The organism is Nostoc sp. TCL26-01, assembly GCF_013393945.1.
Taxonomy (GTDB): domain Bacteria; phylum Cyanobacteriota; class Cyanobacteriia; order Cyanobacteriales; family Nostocaceae; genus Trichormus.
Map to the genome: position 1 here is coordinate 5,209,363 of NZ_CP040297.1, position 16,890 is coordinate 5,226,252.

Sequence of the window (16,890 nt, forward strand, 5' to 3'; positions counted from 1 at the left end):
CCCCGTTCCCCATTCCCCAATCATGACTCTACCCCTACCTAACCTCGACGATCGCACTTACGCTAATTTAGTAGAAGCAGCCATTTCTCAAATTCCTCTAGAATATCCAGAGTGGACTGACCATAATCCTACAGATACAGGAATTATTCTCATTGAATTGTTCGCATGGTTAACAGAGATGGTTCTCTATCAAGTTAATCAAATTCCTGATGAGAATTATGCCAGTTTTCTGAGTTTACTGCAAGGAAAAGATTGGAGTTTACCAACTAATGTTTCTCCCCAGGAACGACAGAAAGCTTTACAATTAGAGATTCAAAAAACTTTAATAGAGTTACGTAAAATTTATCGTGCTGTTACTCCAGAAGATTTTGAAAAATTGGTACTAATTGATTGGAATCAATCAGCAGATGTGGGTGATGTAAAAATTGCTAGGGTTAAATGTTTGGGACAACGTAACTTAGAATCTACTGCGGAAAGTTTTGCCCCAGGACATATAAGTTTAGTGGTGATTCCTGAAGATAATCAAGTAAATACGGTAGATAAATATGCAGCATTGTTGAACTTTCTGGATGCTCGCAAACTTTTAACTACTCGTCTGCATATTGTAGAACCTGATTATGTTGCTATCACTATACTAGCAGAATTAGTGCTTCAGGATGGCGCACAACCAGAGGCAGTCAAAAAACAAGTAAAAACAGAAGTTGAGATATTTTTTGCACCCTTATTGTGGCTTTTTGGTCGGAGTGTTTATATTTCTGAATTATATAAATTACTAGATGATATTCCTGGTGTAGATTATGTGGAAAATCTGCAAATTATCGATCAGTATAATCATTCTCAATCGGTAATTGATTTAGCAGAACATCAATTAGTGAAAATCAATCTCCAAGATAGCAAGTTTACAATATTAGTAGAGGTTGGCAATGAACGCAAAACCATCTGACTCAGTTAGCACCTATCAACAATATTTGCCAGCCATTCTCCAAAAAGATGAATTTTTTGGGCAGTTTTTATTGGCTTTTGAACAAATTCTCAGTGGCTTAAGTGAAACGCCTAGTCAAGAGAAAATCATTACAGCTAATACCCAAAACATAACTGGCTTAGAAGAAGTTATCAATAATGTTCATCTTTACTTCAATCCCCAAGCCACTCCAGAGGAATTCTTACCTTGGTTAGCAAGGTGGGTATCCTTGAGTTTAAGGGATGATTGGCAAGTAGAGGTGAAAAAAGCCTTTATTCAACAAATTGTCCGATTATACAATTTGCGCGGAACAAAAGCAGGATTAATCGAGATTTTGAGTATTTATTTACAAAATTCTGGCTTTGGTGAAAAAGTGGAAGTCTTCGATCAATTTGATGACTTCCCTCATTATTTTCAAGTGCAACTAACTCTCAAAGATCGTGATCCTGATAAGTATTGGCGACAGGCGAAAATAGCTAAGGCAATTATCGATCAAGAAAAACCAGCACAAACATTCTATGCGCTGAAAATTCTTGTGCCTACCATGCAGCTAACTAAGCGATCGCACATCATTTATACTTACAAATTATTTGCCCCACCCCAAGAACAAAAATTTGCGATCGCTGTCACTATTACCCCCAACAATTTCAATAGTACTCAAATTACGCAATTAGCTAAACAGTTACTTGTGCAAATCCAAGGCAACTCAAAATCTCTTGGATCATCTCCACCAGAAATCACGAGTAATAACCAATCTTTCTCCGTCAAACAAAATTTAACTTATCAGCATCTCCAAGACAACTTAGCAGGTTTTAATGTCACCTTATCCAATCGTACAGATAAACAGTTTCAGGGAAATTTAGCGATAGATTTTCATTTTTACATAAATGATAAATTATATATAAATACTCTATTAGAACAACCTATAAATTTAGCCCCAGTCCTGACTATCTGCCGAGAAAATCAGAAAAAAGAGATAATTGCTGGCAATACGATTTTTCAAAAATCCCCACCACGAGGCATGAAGATAACAGAATCTATGTGGACTAAACCCGATAATTTTAAATTGTTTACACCACCTCAAATTCAAGAACTAACGCCTCAGTTGATCGCCCTTATAGAAAAAATAGACCTAGAAGCGATCGTGGAAATAACGCAACCAAATCCCATCACATCAGATGTGCTAAATAAAATTACAGTTCGTCTACAAGATAACTTCTCAGACTATGATTTACTAATTCCAGAAACTATCATAGCCAATAATCAAATTACAATTAAGCGGACATTCTATTACCAACAATTTCTACAAAATATAGATATGTTAGCATTAACAATTAAAAGTTTGCATGATACAGATATTGCGGGAAAAGTCACCTTGCAAGCCACTTTAAACATCAATCAGCGTTTATCCACTCATAAGTTATTAGAACAATCCTTCAATCTCACAGCCGTTCCTGCTTACAATATTTTACAAATCTGTCAGAAAAATGAAAGAGGAGAAATTATTTTTGGGCAAACGATTCCCACAATTTTAGGAACAACTACTCAATCCTTAAACTAAAATACAGGATATAAAATGGCAAAAACTAACGATTTCACTAACTTCGCTAACGAACGTCCCAACTATTTTCCTGGACAATATCTCCTAGAAGATGACTTTGAAATTCAGCATAAATATTTGAGCGATCGCCAACGCTATCATCATCAAAGTCTGCATATTTCTGGCATCATTGAAGGCTTGGAAGTTGAAGTTGTCACTAACACAAAATCTGTTCTAGTAAAATCTGGTTCAGCCATCAATAGTAGTGGTGATGTGATTATCTTAAAAGCTAACATCACATTTTCTGACTTCAAAAATCTGACTGATGGCGAACTATATATCCAATATTCCCAAGACAAACAACTCCAACAACAAAAAGATATAGCTGATAGCTATACTCGCTGGCAAGAAAAACCCATCATCGGATTTGCAGCTACAACTCCTGTCAATAGCATTAAGCTAGCAAAACTGGCAATTCGAGATACTATTAACCTCGATGTCAACATTCGAGAATACTCAGGCTTATCCTTACCTAATTCTAATAGTAAAGCCTTGACCCTGCGTTCTGCTGGTAACGCCAATCCCAATCTGGCAATTTTAACAGGAAGTTTAAAAATTGAAGCTAATTTAGAAGTCAACAGTAGTATTTTCATCAAAGGTGAAAACACCAGCATCTTGGGAATTGGAGATATTTTACCTGAAGGAAATAGTAGTGGCAATCGTGAATGGATGAAACGAGGTATCAAGCTTTGCTGGAATTCCGATAATCTTTTTCTGGGCTTAAAAGATGAAGGAAACAACAGAAAAGATGCCGTAGTTGCTTGGGGAGATGATCCACAAGATGACTTACGATTTATTAATGTGCAGTCTGGTGGATCTGTTGATGGCAATGAACTTGTGAGAATTAAAGCCAATGGTAACGTGGGTATTGGCACAAATAATCCTGGTGAATATAAATTAAATGTCCAAGGTAATCAGTTACTTAAAGGTAGTTTAACTATCCAAGAAGGTAAAGTTAATCTCAATGGCAATCAACAAATTGCTTTTACAGATATAGACGTAACCAACAATCTGAAATTGCAATTGTGGACTGGATACGGACTTGGAATTAATAACCTCACCCTATTTTATACCGCAGATGGCAATCATTCCTGGCGAGATAAACTCAATAACGAAAGAATGTTGTTAACCACAGGTGCAGATGGTGGGTTAACAGTTAAAGGTACAGGAAGTTCTACTTTTGCTGGTAATTTAACCGTAAATGGCACAATTTCCGGCAAAATAGATGCAGCAAATATTGCCACAGGACAATTAGATGTTGCCCGCATTCCTAACTTACCAGCTAGTACAATTACCTCTGGAGAGTTAGCCATTGAACGCATTCCTAACCTACCAGCTAGTAAGATTAGCACTGGCACAATTACCGGAGATTTAACTATTAGTGGAAATCTACAATGTAGTAATAGTGCTGTCACAAATATTTTAGCAATTGGTGATACACCAATGACAGGAAATTTGGGTGGAAATCGGGAGTGGATGACCAAAGGAATGAAGATTTCTTGGGATACAGATAGTTTATTTATTGGTTTAAAAGATGAGGGAAAAAATAGAAAAGATGCCATCATTGCTTGGGGAGATGATCCACAAGATGACCTAAGATTTATTAATGTCCAATCGGGAGGTAATCTTGATGGCAATGAAGTTTTCCGCATTAAAGCTAATGGTAATGTTTGTATTGGTACAAATAATCTCAACGACTATAAATTAAATGTGCAAGGAAACCAATATATTGCTGGTAATTTAACTGTAACAGGCTCTTTATCGGTAGGTGTATCTGTTGGCAGTACCACCAATATAGACCTATCAGGTCATGTCCAACTGAAGGAATATGGACAAAATAATCTTGCTTATCTGCAAGCTAGGGATGACTCGTCAAATCGAGACATTGGTTTGAGAATTAGAACTCAAACAAAAGGTACTAAAGAAAGAAATCTTGTAGAGGCAGTTACCATTACGGCTGGTGGAGAAATCCAAGGAAAAATCTGGTATTCCGACGAATATACATGGACTAACGGAAAAGCTGATGTCAAAATGGGACATAGTAACAAATGCGTAGCTTTCATTACCCATGTGCAAGGTAAATTTGCTGGTGGTGGTGAACAAGTTTTTACTTATATAGGCAGTGATGGTTTTTGGTATCTCGGCGGTAAGCAGGGAGGTGGCGGTGCTGATGTAGCTGTCAAAGCAAGATGTATTGGTTCACCATAGGACTTATGGTCAAGAGTCAAGAGTCAATAGTCAATAGTCATTAGTCATTAGTTATTGTCCCCTTGTCCCCTTCCCACGCCCCACGCCCCACTCAGCACGGGCTAAACGCCCCACGCCCCACTCACCACTCCCCACTTCCTCTATATGTCTGACTTCATTCTTATCACCGGCGATAAAGCGATGTTTAATCCTACCTTTGGACAAGCAATTGTTACTGTGCGTCCAGGGGATTTAATGGGTACAGGTAAGGATAAAATTAACCAGAAACTAGTCTGTCTTGATGGTGACGAAAAAAAAGTGATCGTCCCTGGTTGTCCCTACATGACACCCCAATATAGTATCCCTGGTGTAGGCATACTCTCGATTGAATCCTTAGCTAGTAATCAAATAGCCAAAAAGACCAAATCTAGTGGTAAACCAGTACTGCTTAAAGGCGCATCATTTAAAGCTAAGTTTCAAGTGATGGTTCCCGCACAGCAACCAGCTATACCCAGTCCCATTGCCGATGCTACCCCCCAATATTCTGGGACTGGTACATTTATTTCGATGAATAGCAAAGTTAAAGGCACATGAAAGAACAATTAGCAAAGCGTCTGGCTGAACTCAAAACTGAATTTGCATCTGGGCAAAAAGTCATGGCAGAGTTAGAAACCAAACAAGCAAATTTGCGAGATACCTTATTACGAATTAGCGGCGCGATTCAAATATTAGAAGAAGAAATCAGTAAAGCCAATCAAGAAGTAGAAAATGCTCAAGACGAAGTAGAAGTAAATTAATGTCGGAGATGACTTATGTACCGTAAACAAAAATTGCCCATAGTTTCACCCTCTGTACAGTCAACACCAATCACTCAAGACATATCCCCTAGTCCTAGTTATGGATCATTGTCTGCCGTTGTCCAGAGAGTCCAGCAAGACCCTAATAATGTGAGTGAGGACGCTAAACAGCAACTACAGAGGGCGATCGGTACAAGGTCAATGCAAGAGGTTTTAGCAGGGAAGCAAACCTCCTGGATTCCGAAATTTGGGGGGATATCTCAGCAAATTTGGGGTAATTCTGGGCAGGTTGCCCCCATCCAGACGAAGTTGCAGAATACAGCAAAAGAGCGATCGCCTTCATCACCCCAACCCAACCACACAGGCTTACCCGATCGCCTAAAAACAGGTATAGAATACCTTTCTGGCTACTCAATGGATGATGTGAGGGTGCATTATAACTCACACAAACCCACACAATTACAAGCTCATGCCTACACCCAAGGAACAGAAATTCATGTCGCCTCTGGACAAGAACAACATCTCCCCCATGAAGCATGGCACGTGGTGCAGCAAAAGCAAGGGAGAGTGCAATCGACAAGGCAATTAACAGATGCTGTTAATGTTAATGATGATCTGGGACTAGAGAAAGAAGCAGATTTGATGGGGACAAAAACTCAACAGTTACAACAAAATGAAATATCAGATCAAAGAACAGAAATATCATCTCCTGTTCAACAAAATTCCTCAAATAATCCAGTCCAGCGTTACATTATTGGCGAAGATGATTCAAATATCTGGGCAACTGAAATTGCCGCTATGGTACGCAGCGAAACTGATGAGAATATCAGAGATGCAGTTAATAGGTTGCACTCTATTAGCGATACGATCATAGTATCAGACTATAAAGAGTTAGTAGAGAAAATCGAACATGGTAAATATGACAGGGAATTGAAAAAATCATTCCTAGAAAGTCCCGATGAAGCAAAATATGACTTGCCCTCACAAACAAGAATCAAGAGCCAAAAGTCAGAGGTTCCCTCCAAGAAAAAAGATAGCGAAAAGTCAGACATTCCTTTAAAGAACACCGATTGGACGAAGATTCCACCACACAACAAGGAAAGTCGCGTCATTAAGATTGAGCAAGGACTGATTCATGGAGACTATACATCAGACAACAATTATTGCGATCTCCATGTCAACGAATCGGGACAGAGTGGAGGCGGAGTATTATTCGGACTTGATTTTTTACAAGTAGCAGAGCAAGTCAACGATTTGTTATTGCAAGGAGAACAGGATACAGGTAGAGAAGGTATTATCCAATTGCGTCCAATGGGAGCAGCCATCGTCAAAATCGTGACTGAACTATTAGGTGAATCGCTAGGTGATAAAAATACAGTGGAGATGGCACGAGAATTGTCTAAACAAAGGAAGGAAACAGAAGCGGAAAGTAAGAAACCAAAAGAGAGACAACCGTTCAAGTTAGATCGATCCCTCGCACCCGAACACACAACCTACTTGGCATCCCTCAGAGGAGTTAGAGAAGGTTTAAGTATAAGTCCAATGGCACTCAATACTATGACAGAGACAGAGGCTATGGGCATGGACATGACAGGAATGTCCCCAGCCGAGCAAATATTGTTTAATAAATACAAGAGTGCAGTATACGACGAATTAACAAAAGTTACTCCAGGACTCATCATATACATAAAACAAAGGCATCTGCCAACGATCATCCAATATATTAAAGAAATGATCGCACTGAAGAAGAAGGACGTAACCACTGGTGAGAAATTATTATTTATTGTCAAGAACTTAAGAAAATTTTTCTGATAAAGCGATCGCTCGTAATAATTATCAGGCGATCGCTTAAAAGTATCCACAAATGCAAAATATTATGTGCCTGGACGAGAACGGAGATGATCGGGGATATGATGGCGATCGCCTAATATTTCTAACAAAGGGCCATTCACGTCAAATTTAACCATACTTACCGATGCCACCAAAATATTCACCCGATAGCGATAGCGCCCCAAATCAATTCCCAGTAAACTGCAAAGCATAATCCGAATCGTGGCTTTATGGGAAACTACTAAAACATTACCTTGGGGATGTTTTTCTTGAATTTCCGCAATTACAGGCATAGAACGGTTAGCGATATCTACCGCAGTTTCTCCGCCTATTGGAGCGTTCCAAGCGGGTTCTGTCAACCATTTTACATAGTTTTGGGCATAATTCTCTTGGACAAAGGATTTACTCTGAGTTTCCCATGCGCCGTAACTACCTTCTCTGAGTCCGTCACGCAACTGCATATCCATATTGGTAGCATGACAAAATGGCTTGGCAGTAGCAATTGTGCGTTTCATGGGGCTAACATAAACAGCTTCCCACGGCAATTTTTGATAAACATTGGCAAAACTCTCTGCCATCTGCATCCCTTCAGATGTCAATTCTGCATCAGTTTCACCACAGAAATTACCACTTTGACTAAAAGTAGTTTCTCCATGTCGCAGTAAATATAAGTTGAGGGTCATAGCTTGTGTGGCGATTGGATCAAGGAGTTTGTGCAAAAATAAACTAACATTAATCTCACAATCGCGTTTGTAACATGAGGACAAAGTTAGTAACTGGTATGAAAAACTAGAAGATGCGATCGCCAACAATCATGCACCAACTCGAACAACCAAAACGCTTCTCTCAAAGCCTGATTTGGCAACTCCAACGCAACTATTTTCAAGAAGTTGGCATCGATGCTTGGCGTAGTGGTGAAGTCCCCCACTACATCACTAGTAATCCGGTGATGGGTAAGACTTATGCAGAATTGGTACTGGCTTTTTTACGTGATTTATCCTTGAAAGGACAACAACACGAGACGGTTTACCTATTAGAACTTGGTGCAGGACACGGCCGACTCTGCTACCATTTTTTCAAGCATTGGGAAAAATATTACGAACATAGTGCGATCGCCTTACCTCCCTTTTGCTATGTTATCAGTGATTTCACTGAAACGAATCTAGCATTTTGGCAAAACCATCCCCGCCTACAACCCTATCTAGGAAAGGGCTGGCTCGATTTTGCGCTCTTTGATGTGGAAAACAGCAGTGAACTGTTTCTGCAAAACGCCAACATCACCATACACCAACAATCTCTATCTCAGCCGTTAATTGTCATTGCCAACTACTTTTTTGATACCATTCCCCAAGAACTCTTTTGGGTGGAAAATCAGACAATCTCTCACTGTTTGCTCAGTCTGGCCACTGTTGCCAATCCCATAGAATCAGATACTGCCGAGATCATCAAAAATTTAGCACTCCAATATGATTATCAAGCAGCAGAGCCACCCATCTATCCCAACCAGCCCATTTTAAACAACCTCTTAGAAACCTATCGCCAACAACTTAAACACACTCATCTTGTCTTCCCCCATATCGGTATTCTTTGTCTAGAACGATTACGCCTCCTCTCTCAACAGGGATTAATTTTATTATCGGCTGATAAAGGTGAGCATAGCCTCTGGGATTTAGAAAACTGTCCAGCCCCACAATTAGCTACCCACGGCAGTTTTTCACTCACAGTTAATTACCATGCCTTCTGCCACTATTGCACCCATCAAGCAGGACTGGCCTTATCTCCCCGCCATCAACAAGCGAATTTAGACCTGGTGTGTCTGCTTTTCCTCACCGATGCAAATACTTATAGTGAAACCATCAACGCTTACGATCGCTTTGTCGGAGATTATAGCCCTGATGATTATTTCAGTCTGAAGAAACTGATTGAGCAGCATTTTGCTACCTTAACCTACCGTGATATCATGGCAGTCATCAGACTCAGTGGTTATGATGGGCGCATCTTTCGGCAAATGTTACCCCGGCTGTTAGAAATTCTCCCTACCATCTACGATAATCAACGCTGGAATCTTTTCCTCTCCATCCCCCGCATTTGGGACACCTACTATCCATTAGGAGAATCAGATGATTTAGCTGAGGATTTGGGTGACTTGCTCTTTGCCCTAGCTTTTTATCAAGAAGCAATTTTATACTTTGAGAAGTCAGTAATGATTTATGGCAAAACTGCCCACATTCTCTATAAAATTGCCATATGCTATTATCTACTGGGCGACTTTTCCAATGCTTCTCTCATCATCAAAGAACTTCTAGCTGATGATCCAGACAATGTTGATCTTCAGGAACTTAGGCAACGGTGTGATAGTGTAGGCGATCGCCTTGTTCCAGGAAGTTAAAAAATATTGGTACAGTCTGAAGTCTACAGGCACATACTCTACCCCATTTGCAAATACGAAGTAAGAAAGGAAAAAATCATGGGTGAACTCAAACTCAGAGCAAAAGATCCAGATTCCCTCAGACGAATTATTCAAAGTGCTTTGTCAGAAAGATTACAGAGTGTGACAGCAGGAATCAAAAAAACAGAAGAACATCTTCAGCAATTTGAAATCAAATATCAATTATCGACAACAGAATTTATGACTCGCTTTAATAATGATGAGTTATCCCATAGTTTTGATTTTGATGAATGGATAGGGGAGGCTCGAATGCTAGCACATTTACAACAAATAAAAGCATCCATAGAGGAGATTGATTTTGTTGATTTCCCAAGCAGTAGAAATTAGTGCCGATTTAAATGGTTTGCAACCTCTGCTACAGCGATTAGATTCGTTACTGCAACAGGCTAGTGGTACTTTGCAAACAGGCCAAGAGGAACTAGGGATTTCCTGGTGGCAAAAAACTAACATAACATCACCCATCAGCATTCGCGCAGATTCCGCCTTAGCATGGTTGCAAAAGACTTTTGGACTATCTGACTTTGACTTAGATATTCTAGCGATCGCCCTAGCCCCAGAATTAGATCGTCAGTATGAAAAACTGTATGCTTATCTCCAAGATGATATCAGCAATCAACGACCGACAGTAGATTTGGTCTTAAATTTACTCTGTGCCAACGTTCCCGAAAAGCTATCACGACGTAAACATTTCACGACCAACGCCCCCTTAATTTATCACCATCTACTCCACCTTGACTCACCTTCCCAACAGTCCACACTCCTGTCACATCATCTTATCCTCGACCCTCAAGTCGTGAGATTACTACTGCATCAACCAGGGTTAGATTCCCGACTGACAACTTGTTGTCAGCTACTAGAACCAATATCTCACAATAATTTATACCTCCAGGCAAATGTCCAAACAGCCTTAGAAACCCTGATAATAGCAGACTGGCAACAACAACAACCCCTACTGCTCTATTTTCAAGGAACAGATCACAAAAGTAAACGCCGCACTGCTCAAACTCTCGCCAAAACTTTAGCAGTTCCTCTATTAATTGCCGATTTAACCCTAATGGTGGAGGATCAAGCCAAGTTTACCAAACAACTCCAACTATTGTGGCGAGAAGCGTGGTTTTTTCAGAGATTACTATATTTAGATCACTTCGATATCCTGTACCTGACAGAACATCAACTTCTCTATCAAGCCTGCCTGCAAGAACTAGAGCAAAATCGGGGAATTACCATCCTCTCCGGAGTGCAAAACTGGATACCCACAACCGCAGTTACCACCGGATTAATTACAGTTCCTTTCACTATCCCTGAGTCTAGCGATCGCCAAAAAATTTGGCAAACTCACCTGACAAAAGCCCAGATCAACTTAGCAGATCAAGAGTTAAATCTGTTGAGCGATCGCTTTGTTTTAACTCCAGACCAAATTGCCGATGCTGTCGCCACTGTCTATCATACCGCCCGTTGGCAACAATCCCTGCCCTCATTTTCTCACTTATGTAGTGCAGCCCGCGCTCAAACTGGACACGATTTAGCCAACCTCGCCCAAAAAATTACCCCCAAATATACTTGGGAAGACATTGTACTTCCTCCCAATCAGCTAACTCAACTACAAGATATTTGCAAAGAAGTCGCATATCGAGATTTAGTCCATCAAAAATGGGGTTTTGCTGAGAAACTATCTTTAGGAAAAGGGCTAAATGTGCTGTTTTCTGGTTCTGCTGGTACAGGTAAAACCATGGCCGCAGAGGTAATTGCCCAGCAATTACAACTAGACCTTTACAAAATTGATTTGTCGCAAATCGTCAGTAAATACATCGGTGAGACAGAGAAAAACCTCAATCTGATTTTTACCGCCGCTACCAATTCTCACGCCATCCTGTTATTTGATGAGGCTGATGCTTTATTTGGCAAGCGTTCCGAAGTACAGGATGCACGCGATCGCTATGCCAATATTGAAGTAGGTTATCTTTTACAAAAAATGGAAGAATATGATGGAGTAGCTATTTTAACAACTAATCTACGTGATAATATGGATAAAGCCTTTGAGCGCCGATTGCGATTTATGATTGAGTTTCCCTTACCTGATAAAAAGCATCGTCAGCTAATTTGGCAGAAAATCTTTCCTAAGCATACACCCTGTCATCCTGAACTAGATTTAGACTTTCTAGCACAAAATTTCGCTCTGACCGGCGCGAATATTCGCAATATTGCCCTGAGTGCAGCTTTTTTTGCCGCCGACGATGGAGGAGTGATTGAGATGACACACATGATCCGCGCCATGCGTCGGGAGTATCAGAAAATGGGACAAGTTTTGCGGGATCATGATTTAGGTGAATATGTAAAATTGAGTTGATAAAAAATAGGAAGGAATTTTATTGTTTTTCAACTATTCGCGTTGTTGTTTGAGCAGGTAATCCCGTAGTTTCAATCCCTGATAGGGATTTTATTGTTTTTCAACCTCCAGTGCGTAATGGCGTTCGCCAAAAAATGTACCAGTGGTTTCAATCCCTGATAGGGATTTTATTGTTTTTCAACTTTTATTTGATACTGCTTGTAGGTTAGCTGCACTTGTTTCAATCCCTGATAGGGATTTTATTGTTTTTCAACGCAAGGATATCACAGCAGTATTCGTCAATCTCGCCGTTTCAATCCCTGATAGGGATTTTATTGTTTTTCAACTTTGACAATCTTTAATACCTTAAGCGTTGCTATTTACGTTGTTTCAATCCCTGATAGGGATTTTATTGTTTTTCAACATTTGATTTTCTTACTCAGTTTACTGGAAAGCTTTGTTAGTGTTTCAATCCCTGATAGGGATTTTATTGTTTTTCAACTCACTCTCAAGGCAATGCCGCAGCGCGAACTGCGGCGTTTCAATCCCTGATAGGGATTTTATTGTTTTTCAACCCTTAGCACTTAATCCGGCATGATCAACTGCATGTTTCAATCCCTGATAGGGATTTTATTGTTTTTCAACGATGTGGCTGCAACACCCGCAACAAACCTATCGTACTGTTTCAATCCCTGATAGGGATTTTATTGTTTTTCAACTTGCCAGATTCTTGGATATCTAGAAACTACAAAGGTTTCAATCCCTGATAGGGATTTTATTGTTTTTCAACACGGACAATGCGGTTGGGATGGTATTAATTTAGATGTTTCAATCCCTGATAGGGATTTTATTGTTTTTCAACCCTCCTGGAATAAAGCTCATGATCGCCAAAGCTTTGTTTCAATCCCTGATAGGGATTTTATTGTTTTTCAACGCGGCAAAACCTGATTGCACGGGGCAAAGATTTGGTTTCAATCCCTGATAGGGATTTTATTGTTTTTCAACGCTCATTTAGTTGGTGACTACATTCTTCAAAGTCATGTTTCAATCCCTGATAGGGATTTTATTGTTTTTCAACGGTAAGGGCTACACTTACTTATTCGCCCTCTCCCTGTTTCAATCCCTGATAGGGATTTTATTGTTTTTCAACCTTATTAGCTCCACCAAAACCACCGCGCCAATACTTGAGTGTTTCAATCCCTGATAGGGATTTTATTGTTTTTCAACATTTACCTGAGTCAGCAAGATATAAGCGAAAACCGTTTCAATCCCTGATAGGGATTTTATTGTTTTTCAACGTACCGCGTTGCAGTAGCAGAGTAGTAAGTCTTTGATGTTTCAATCCCTGATAGGGATTTTATTGTTTTTCAACTAGCAATCCGACTAACTAGGGTTACTACCTTCTGGTTTCAATCCCTGATAGGGATTTTATTGTTTTTCAACCGCCCAGCAGCAAAAGGCTTACGGTATTTAGTTTTCAAGGTTCGGTTGCGTCGATGTGGACACATATTAGCATTCTATAACTAGGTATCGTCAAGAGGGAAGATAAGATTTTGGCAGAAATGCTTACATAGATAGACTTTCAGGTTTTGCGTCAATGTGTTTTTGCTAATTTTGCGCTGAAATCTTTGTGCTGCAAGGAACACACCGATTTTATTGTGGTTTGTTTTTACAACACCTACCTATTGACGCAAATTTCTTGTAGCTTACAAAGTATAGGTAAAATTATTGACTAACATTCCTGGAACTAGGCTACCTCCCAATTGACGATTTTCGTAGGTTCCCACCTCTGGAATAAATTCTTGAAAGGTGGTCAAATCTATCAGATTTTCTCCCCAGAAGCGGTAGAGGCTTTCGTCAAAACGGAGGTTTTCGATAGGGGCGATAATTTCGCCATTTTCCACCCAAAAGCAAGCGTAACGGGTCATACCTGTAATTCTACCCGTGGGGCGATCGCTCCAATTTAAGTAATGTAAATTTGCTACATATAAGCCTGTATCTAAACTTGATAAAATCTGCTCATCAGCTAAATTTCCTGGGTTGATTTCTGGCGCACGTAAAGTTTCGGAACTATTAGCAGCGTTTGCAGTTTTTTGATATTCTTTGGCAGTCCGTGAATTAATAAGGGTATTAACTAGAATTCCTTTTTCTATTATTGGTAATTCTGGTACAGCAATTTCTCCCAGTTCATTAAATCGTGGTACTAAACCCCGTTGAAAGTTTTCTTTTAAACTGAAGGTGCTAGAAAGTTGTTTCTCTTGTCGTGAGAGGGTAGCTAGGGCGCTATTACCTTGTTGTAAATCTGCTTCACTCAAAGCACCCCATGATAGCATCCCCAATAAATCAGCAACAGCCGCCGGGGCAAAATAAGTTTTATATTCTCCCTTGGGTAATTTTTTGGGTGGATGAGCAAGCATATGTAATTGCTGTTTAGCTTGGCTAATTTTGCCTGTGTATGCTGCTGTATTCCAATCACTCCCAGCAAATGTACCTTTAACAGCTTGTCCGGAGTTAGTAAATAAAGAATAATCTAAGGTGAAAGAATCAGTAGCAAACCAGTGTTTTTGTCCACTAGAATCACCATAAGCTCTAATGACTAAACCCCCAGCGTATATACCTGTAAAATCTAATGTGTTAACGGGATCTAATATATTTGGTACTACGTCTGCTGCTGCTAATAATTTGCCTGTATTTACTTCTCTACTAGTATTAGTTCCTGATGGCAAAACTAGGTAAGGATCAGTCGGTAACACAAGTAGTTCATCACGTAGTTCTTGCAAGGCTTGATATGTAAGTTGCCAATCTCGCTCCCAATTACCTGTGAAAGGAAGATGACGAAAACTGCTACGCTGATTTGCCATAAGTGTTAGTTCAATCGCACCATCAGCTACAAAACCCGTTTGTCTAACTTTGGCTTGATTGAACCGAGTAAATTGGCTCTTTTCACTGCTGAGTTTAACAGTAAAGTGTTCATCATCTGCCTTTTTGAGGAGCAGAGTTTCTAATAGTTGATTAAAACTAATTTCTAACGCTGATAATTCTTCTTTCATGGAGATAATGCACTGAAGAAGGTAGTGGTGAGTGGTAAGTGGTGAGTGCTGAGTGGTGAGTGCTGAGTGCTGAGTGGTGAGTGCTGAGTGCTGAGTGGTGAGTGCTGAGTGCTGAGTGCTGAGTGAGGGAGTGAGGGAGTGAGGGACAAGAAGAAAATCTGTTGACTATTGACTAATGACTAATGACTATTGACCATTGACTATTGACCATTGACCATTGACCATTGACCATTGACCATTGACTATTAACTCCCTCCCCCAAAGACTTCTACGTTAGCAAATACACAAACTGGTGAACCATGTCCTACCCAAATTGATTGATTTGGTTCGCCTTTACCGCAGTAAGGTGTGCCGTACATTTGCCAGTTGGAGTTATCACCGACTTGGATGAGGCTGTGCCAAAATTCGGGTGTGGTGGCGCGATAGTTGGGATTGCGGAGGGTTTTAGTCAGTTTGCCGTTTTCGATTAATTTGGCATACTCACAACCAAACTGAAATTTATAGCGGCGATCGTCTATTGACCAAGAACGATTGGATTCCATATAAACGCCATGCTCTATGGTACTAATTATCTCATCAAAGGTAGCGTTTCCAGGTTCTAGGTTCAAGTTAGCCATGCGGTCAATTGGGGGGCGATTCCAGGAGGATGCACGGGCGCAGGCTACACCAGGAACGTTTGCTCTGGCTTGACTTTCTAAAGAGCCTAAACCTCGTTGCAATATGCCTTCTTTGATTAAGTATTCTTTTGTGGCAACGGCTCCTGTATCATCAAAACTGTAACTAGCATATTCTCCAGGAACGGTGGGGTCAAAGGTGATGTTCATTAATGGTGAACCATAGGCTAGGTTGCCAAAGTCACTGGTGTTGACAAAACTACCGCCGGCGTAGTTGCGCTCATCTCCTAAAATTCTGTCAATTTCTAAGGGATGTCCTACACTTTCATGAATTTGTAGCATCATTTGGTCTGGTGCTAAAACTAGGTTGGTGCTAATATTTGGGCAATCTTCGGCGGTTAAAAGTTCTAGGGCTTGTGCGCCAATTTTCTCTACTTTTTGCCAGAGGTGATCTTGTTTTAATAGTTCTAGTCCACCTTGATAACAGTTGGCTTGCCAACCGTTGTTAGTACGCTGTTGAACTATTGCCCCATCTTGGGCGATCGCTCCATAATGAGTCCCTATAGATAAGAATTTCTGATATATTTCGGAACCGTTGCTACTGACGAACCAACTCTCTCTTTCACTAGTGGAAGCGCTAGCTGTAGTTTGGACAATTTTGTCGTCAACTTTCAGGGTTTGGCAAATCTGCACAAGTAAATCATTGATTTCTCCTGGACTTAATTGATCTAATGGTTCCAAAAATGGTGAGTTATATTCACCCACTACTTTTGGACGTTCAGTTTCTCGGAAGGGGTAAATCCACCACTTACTAGCAGCTAAAGCTTGTTGGTAAGCAATTTCTGCCGCCGCTTGTAATGATGGTAATTCTAGAGAGTTGGTAGCTGCATAACCCAAAGAACCATTCACCAAGACTTCCAACATTGCTCCCATCGTGGTGGATTTGCCGTTAGTTTGCGGCAAAGCATCACGGACATAACGATGAGCTGCATTTTCCTTGACAACTCGAATACCAATCCAATCAGCAGGGATTTTAAAACTAGCGATCGCTTTTGTTAATTCATTCCACATAATAA

Annotated in this window: 12 protein-coding genes, 2 pseudogenes and 1 CRISPR repeat array; of the genes and pseudogenes, 10 read left to right on the forward strand and 4 right to left on the reverse strand. The window is 40.2% G+C overall.

Annotation, left to right across the window (positions count from 1 at the left end; genetic code table 11):
- Positions 1-22: 22 nt before the first annotated feature.
- The 6 genes from FD725_RS22480 to FD725_RS22505 all read left to right on the forward strand — a co-directional run bounded on the left by FD725_RS22480 (position 23) and on the right by FD725_RS22505 (position 7,357).
- A complete protein-coding gene (locus FD725_RS22480) occupies positions 23-943 on the forward strand; it encodes a baseplate J/gp47 family protein (protein ID WP_179050204.1) in 921 nt (306 codons plus the stop codon).
- Positions 924-2,522 carry a phage tail protein I gene (locus FD725_RS22485; RefSeq protein ID WP_179050205.1) on the forward strand — a complete coding sequence of 533 codons (1,599 nt, stop codon included), beginning with the start codon at positions 924-926 and terminating at the stop codon, positions 2,520-2,522. Before FD725_RS22480 ends, FD725_RS22485 begins: the two co-directional genes overlap by 20 nt.
- A gap of 15 nt (positions 2,523-2,537) precedes the next feature.
- A complete protein-coding gene (locus FD725_RS22490) occupies positions 2,538-4,769 on the forward strand; it encodes a hypothetical protein (protein WP_179050206.1) in 2,232 nt (743 codons plus the stop codon).
- A gap of 144 nt (positions 4,770-4,913) precedes the next feature.
- Positions 4,914-5,342, forward strand: a complete 429-nt coding sequence (locus FD725_RS22495) for a hypothetical protein (protein ID WP_179050207.1) — start codon at positions 4,914-4,916, stop codon at positions 5,340-5,342.
- Complete coding sequence (locus FD725_RS22500; RefSeq protein ID WP_179050208.1) at positions 5,339-5,545, forward strand: hypothetical protein; 207 nt, start codon at positions 5,339-5,341, stop codon at positions 5,543-5,545. Before FD725_RS22495 ends, FD725_RS22500 begins: the two co-directional genes overlap by 4 nt.
- A gap of 15 nt (positions 5,546-5,560) precedes the next feature.
- Positions 5,561-7,357: a DUF4157 domain-containing protein gene (locus tag FD725_RS22505; protein ID WP_218653132.1), complete on the forward strand. Its 1,797-nt coding sequence runs from the start codon at positions 5,561-5,563 to the stop codon at positions 7,355-7,357.
- A 62-nt stretch (positions 7,358-7,419) separates the two neighbouring features.
- On the opposite strand, the gene FD725_RS22510 is transcribed toward FD725_RS22505, so the two are convergent.
- On the reverse strand, positions 7,420-8,058 hold the full coding sequence (locus FD725_RS22510) for a histidine phosphatase family protein (RefSeq protein ID WP_179050209.1): 639 nt from the start codon (positions 8,056-8,058) through the stop codon (positions 7,420-7,422).
- A gap of 113 nt (positions 8,059-8,171) precedes the next feature.
- On the opposite strand from FD725_RS22510, the gene FD725_RS22515 reads away from it, so the two are divergent.
- The 3 genes and pseudogenes from FD725_RS22515 to FD725_RS33175 all read left to right on the forward strand — a co-directional run.
- Positions 8,172-9,764 carry a tetratricopeptide repeat protein gene (locus FD725_RS22515; RefSeq protein WP_179050210.1) on the forward strand — a complete coding sequence of 531 codons (1,593 nt, stop codon included), beginning with the start codon at positions 8,172-8,174 and terminating at the stop codon, positions 9,762-9,764.
- Between the two features lie 78 nt (positions 9,765-9,842).
- Complete coding sequence (locus FD725_RS22520; RefSeq protein WP_179050211.1) at positions 9,843-10,151, forward strand: hypothetical protein; 309 nt, start codon at positions 9,843-9,845, stop codon at positions 10,149-10,151.
- 166 nt (positions 10,152-10,317) lie between these two features.
- Positions 10,318-10,650 (forward strand): annotated as a pseudogene (locus tag FD725_RS33175) (ATP-binding protein); the annotation flags it as partial.
- Positions 10,651-11,179: 529 nt separating this feature from the next.
- Here the strand turns inward: FD725_RS33175 and FD725_RS32660 are convergent.
- Positions 11,180-11,302, reverse strand: coding sequence for a hypothetical protein (locus tag FD725_RS32660; RefSeq protein WP_256871710.1), 123 nt, complete (start codon positions 11,300-11,302; stop codon positions 11,180-11,182).
- A gap of 215 nt (positions 11,303-11,517) precedes the next feature.
- Between FD725_RS32660 and FD725_RS32665 the strand changes: the two are divergent.
- Positions 11,518-11,883 (forward strand): annotated as a pseudogene (locus FD725_RS32665) (ATP-binding protein); the annotation flags it as partial.
- Between the two features lie 285 nt (positions 11,884-12,168).
- Positions 12,169-13,593: direct repeats of the CRISPR family, unit length 37 nt; unit sequence GTTTCAATCCCTGATAGGGATTTTATTGTTTTTCAAC.
- A gap of 263 nt (positions 13,594-13,856) precedes the next feature.
- Here FD725_RS32665 and FD725_RS22530 read toward each other — a convergent pair.
- Together FD725_RS22530 and FD725_RS22535 are read right to left on the reverse strand one after the other, a co-directional pair.
- A complete protein-coding gene (locus tag FD725_RS22530) occupies positions 13,857-15,200 on the reverse strand; it encodes a TldD/PmbA family protein (protein WP_179050212.1) in 1,344 nt (447 codons plus the stop codon).
- Between the two features lie 245 nt (positions 15,201-15,445).
- Positions 15,446-16,885: a TldD/PmbA family protein gene (locus FD725_RS22535; RefSeq protein WP_179050213.1), complete on the reverse strand. Its 1,440-nt coding sequence runs from the start codon at positions 16,883-16,885 to the stop codon at positions 15,446-15,448.
- Positions 16,886-16,890 lie beyond the last annotated feature (5 nt).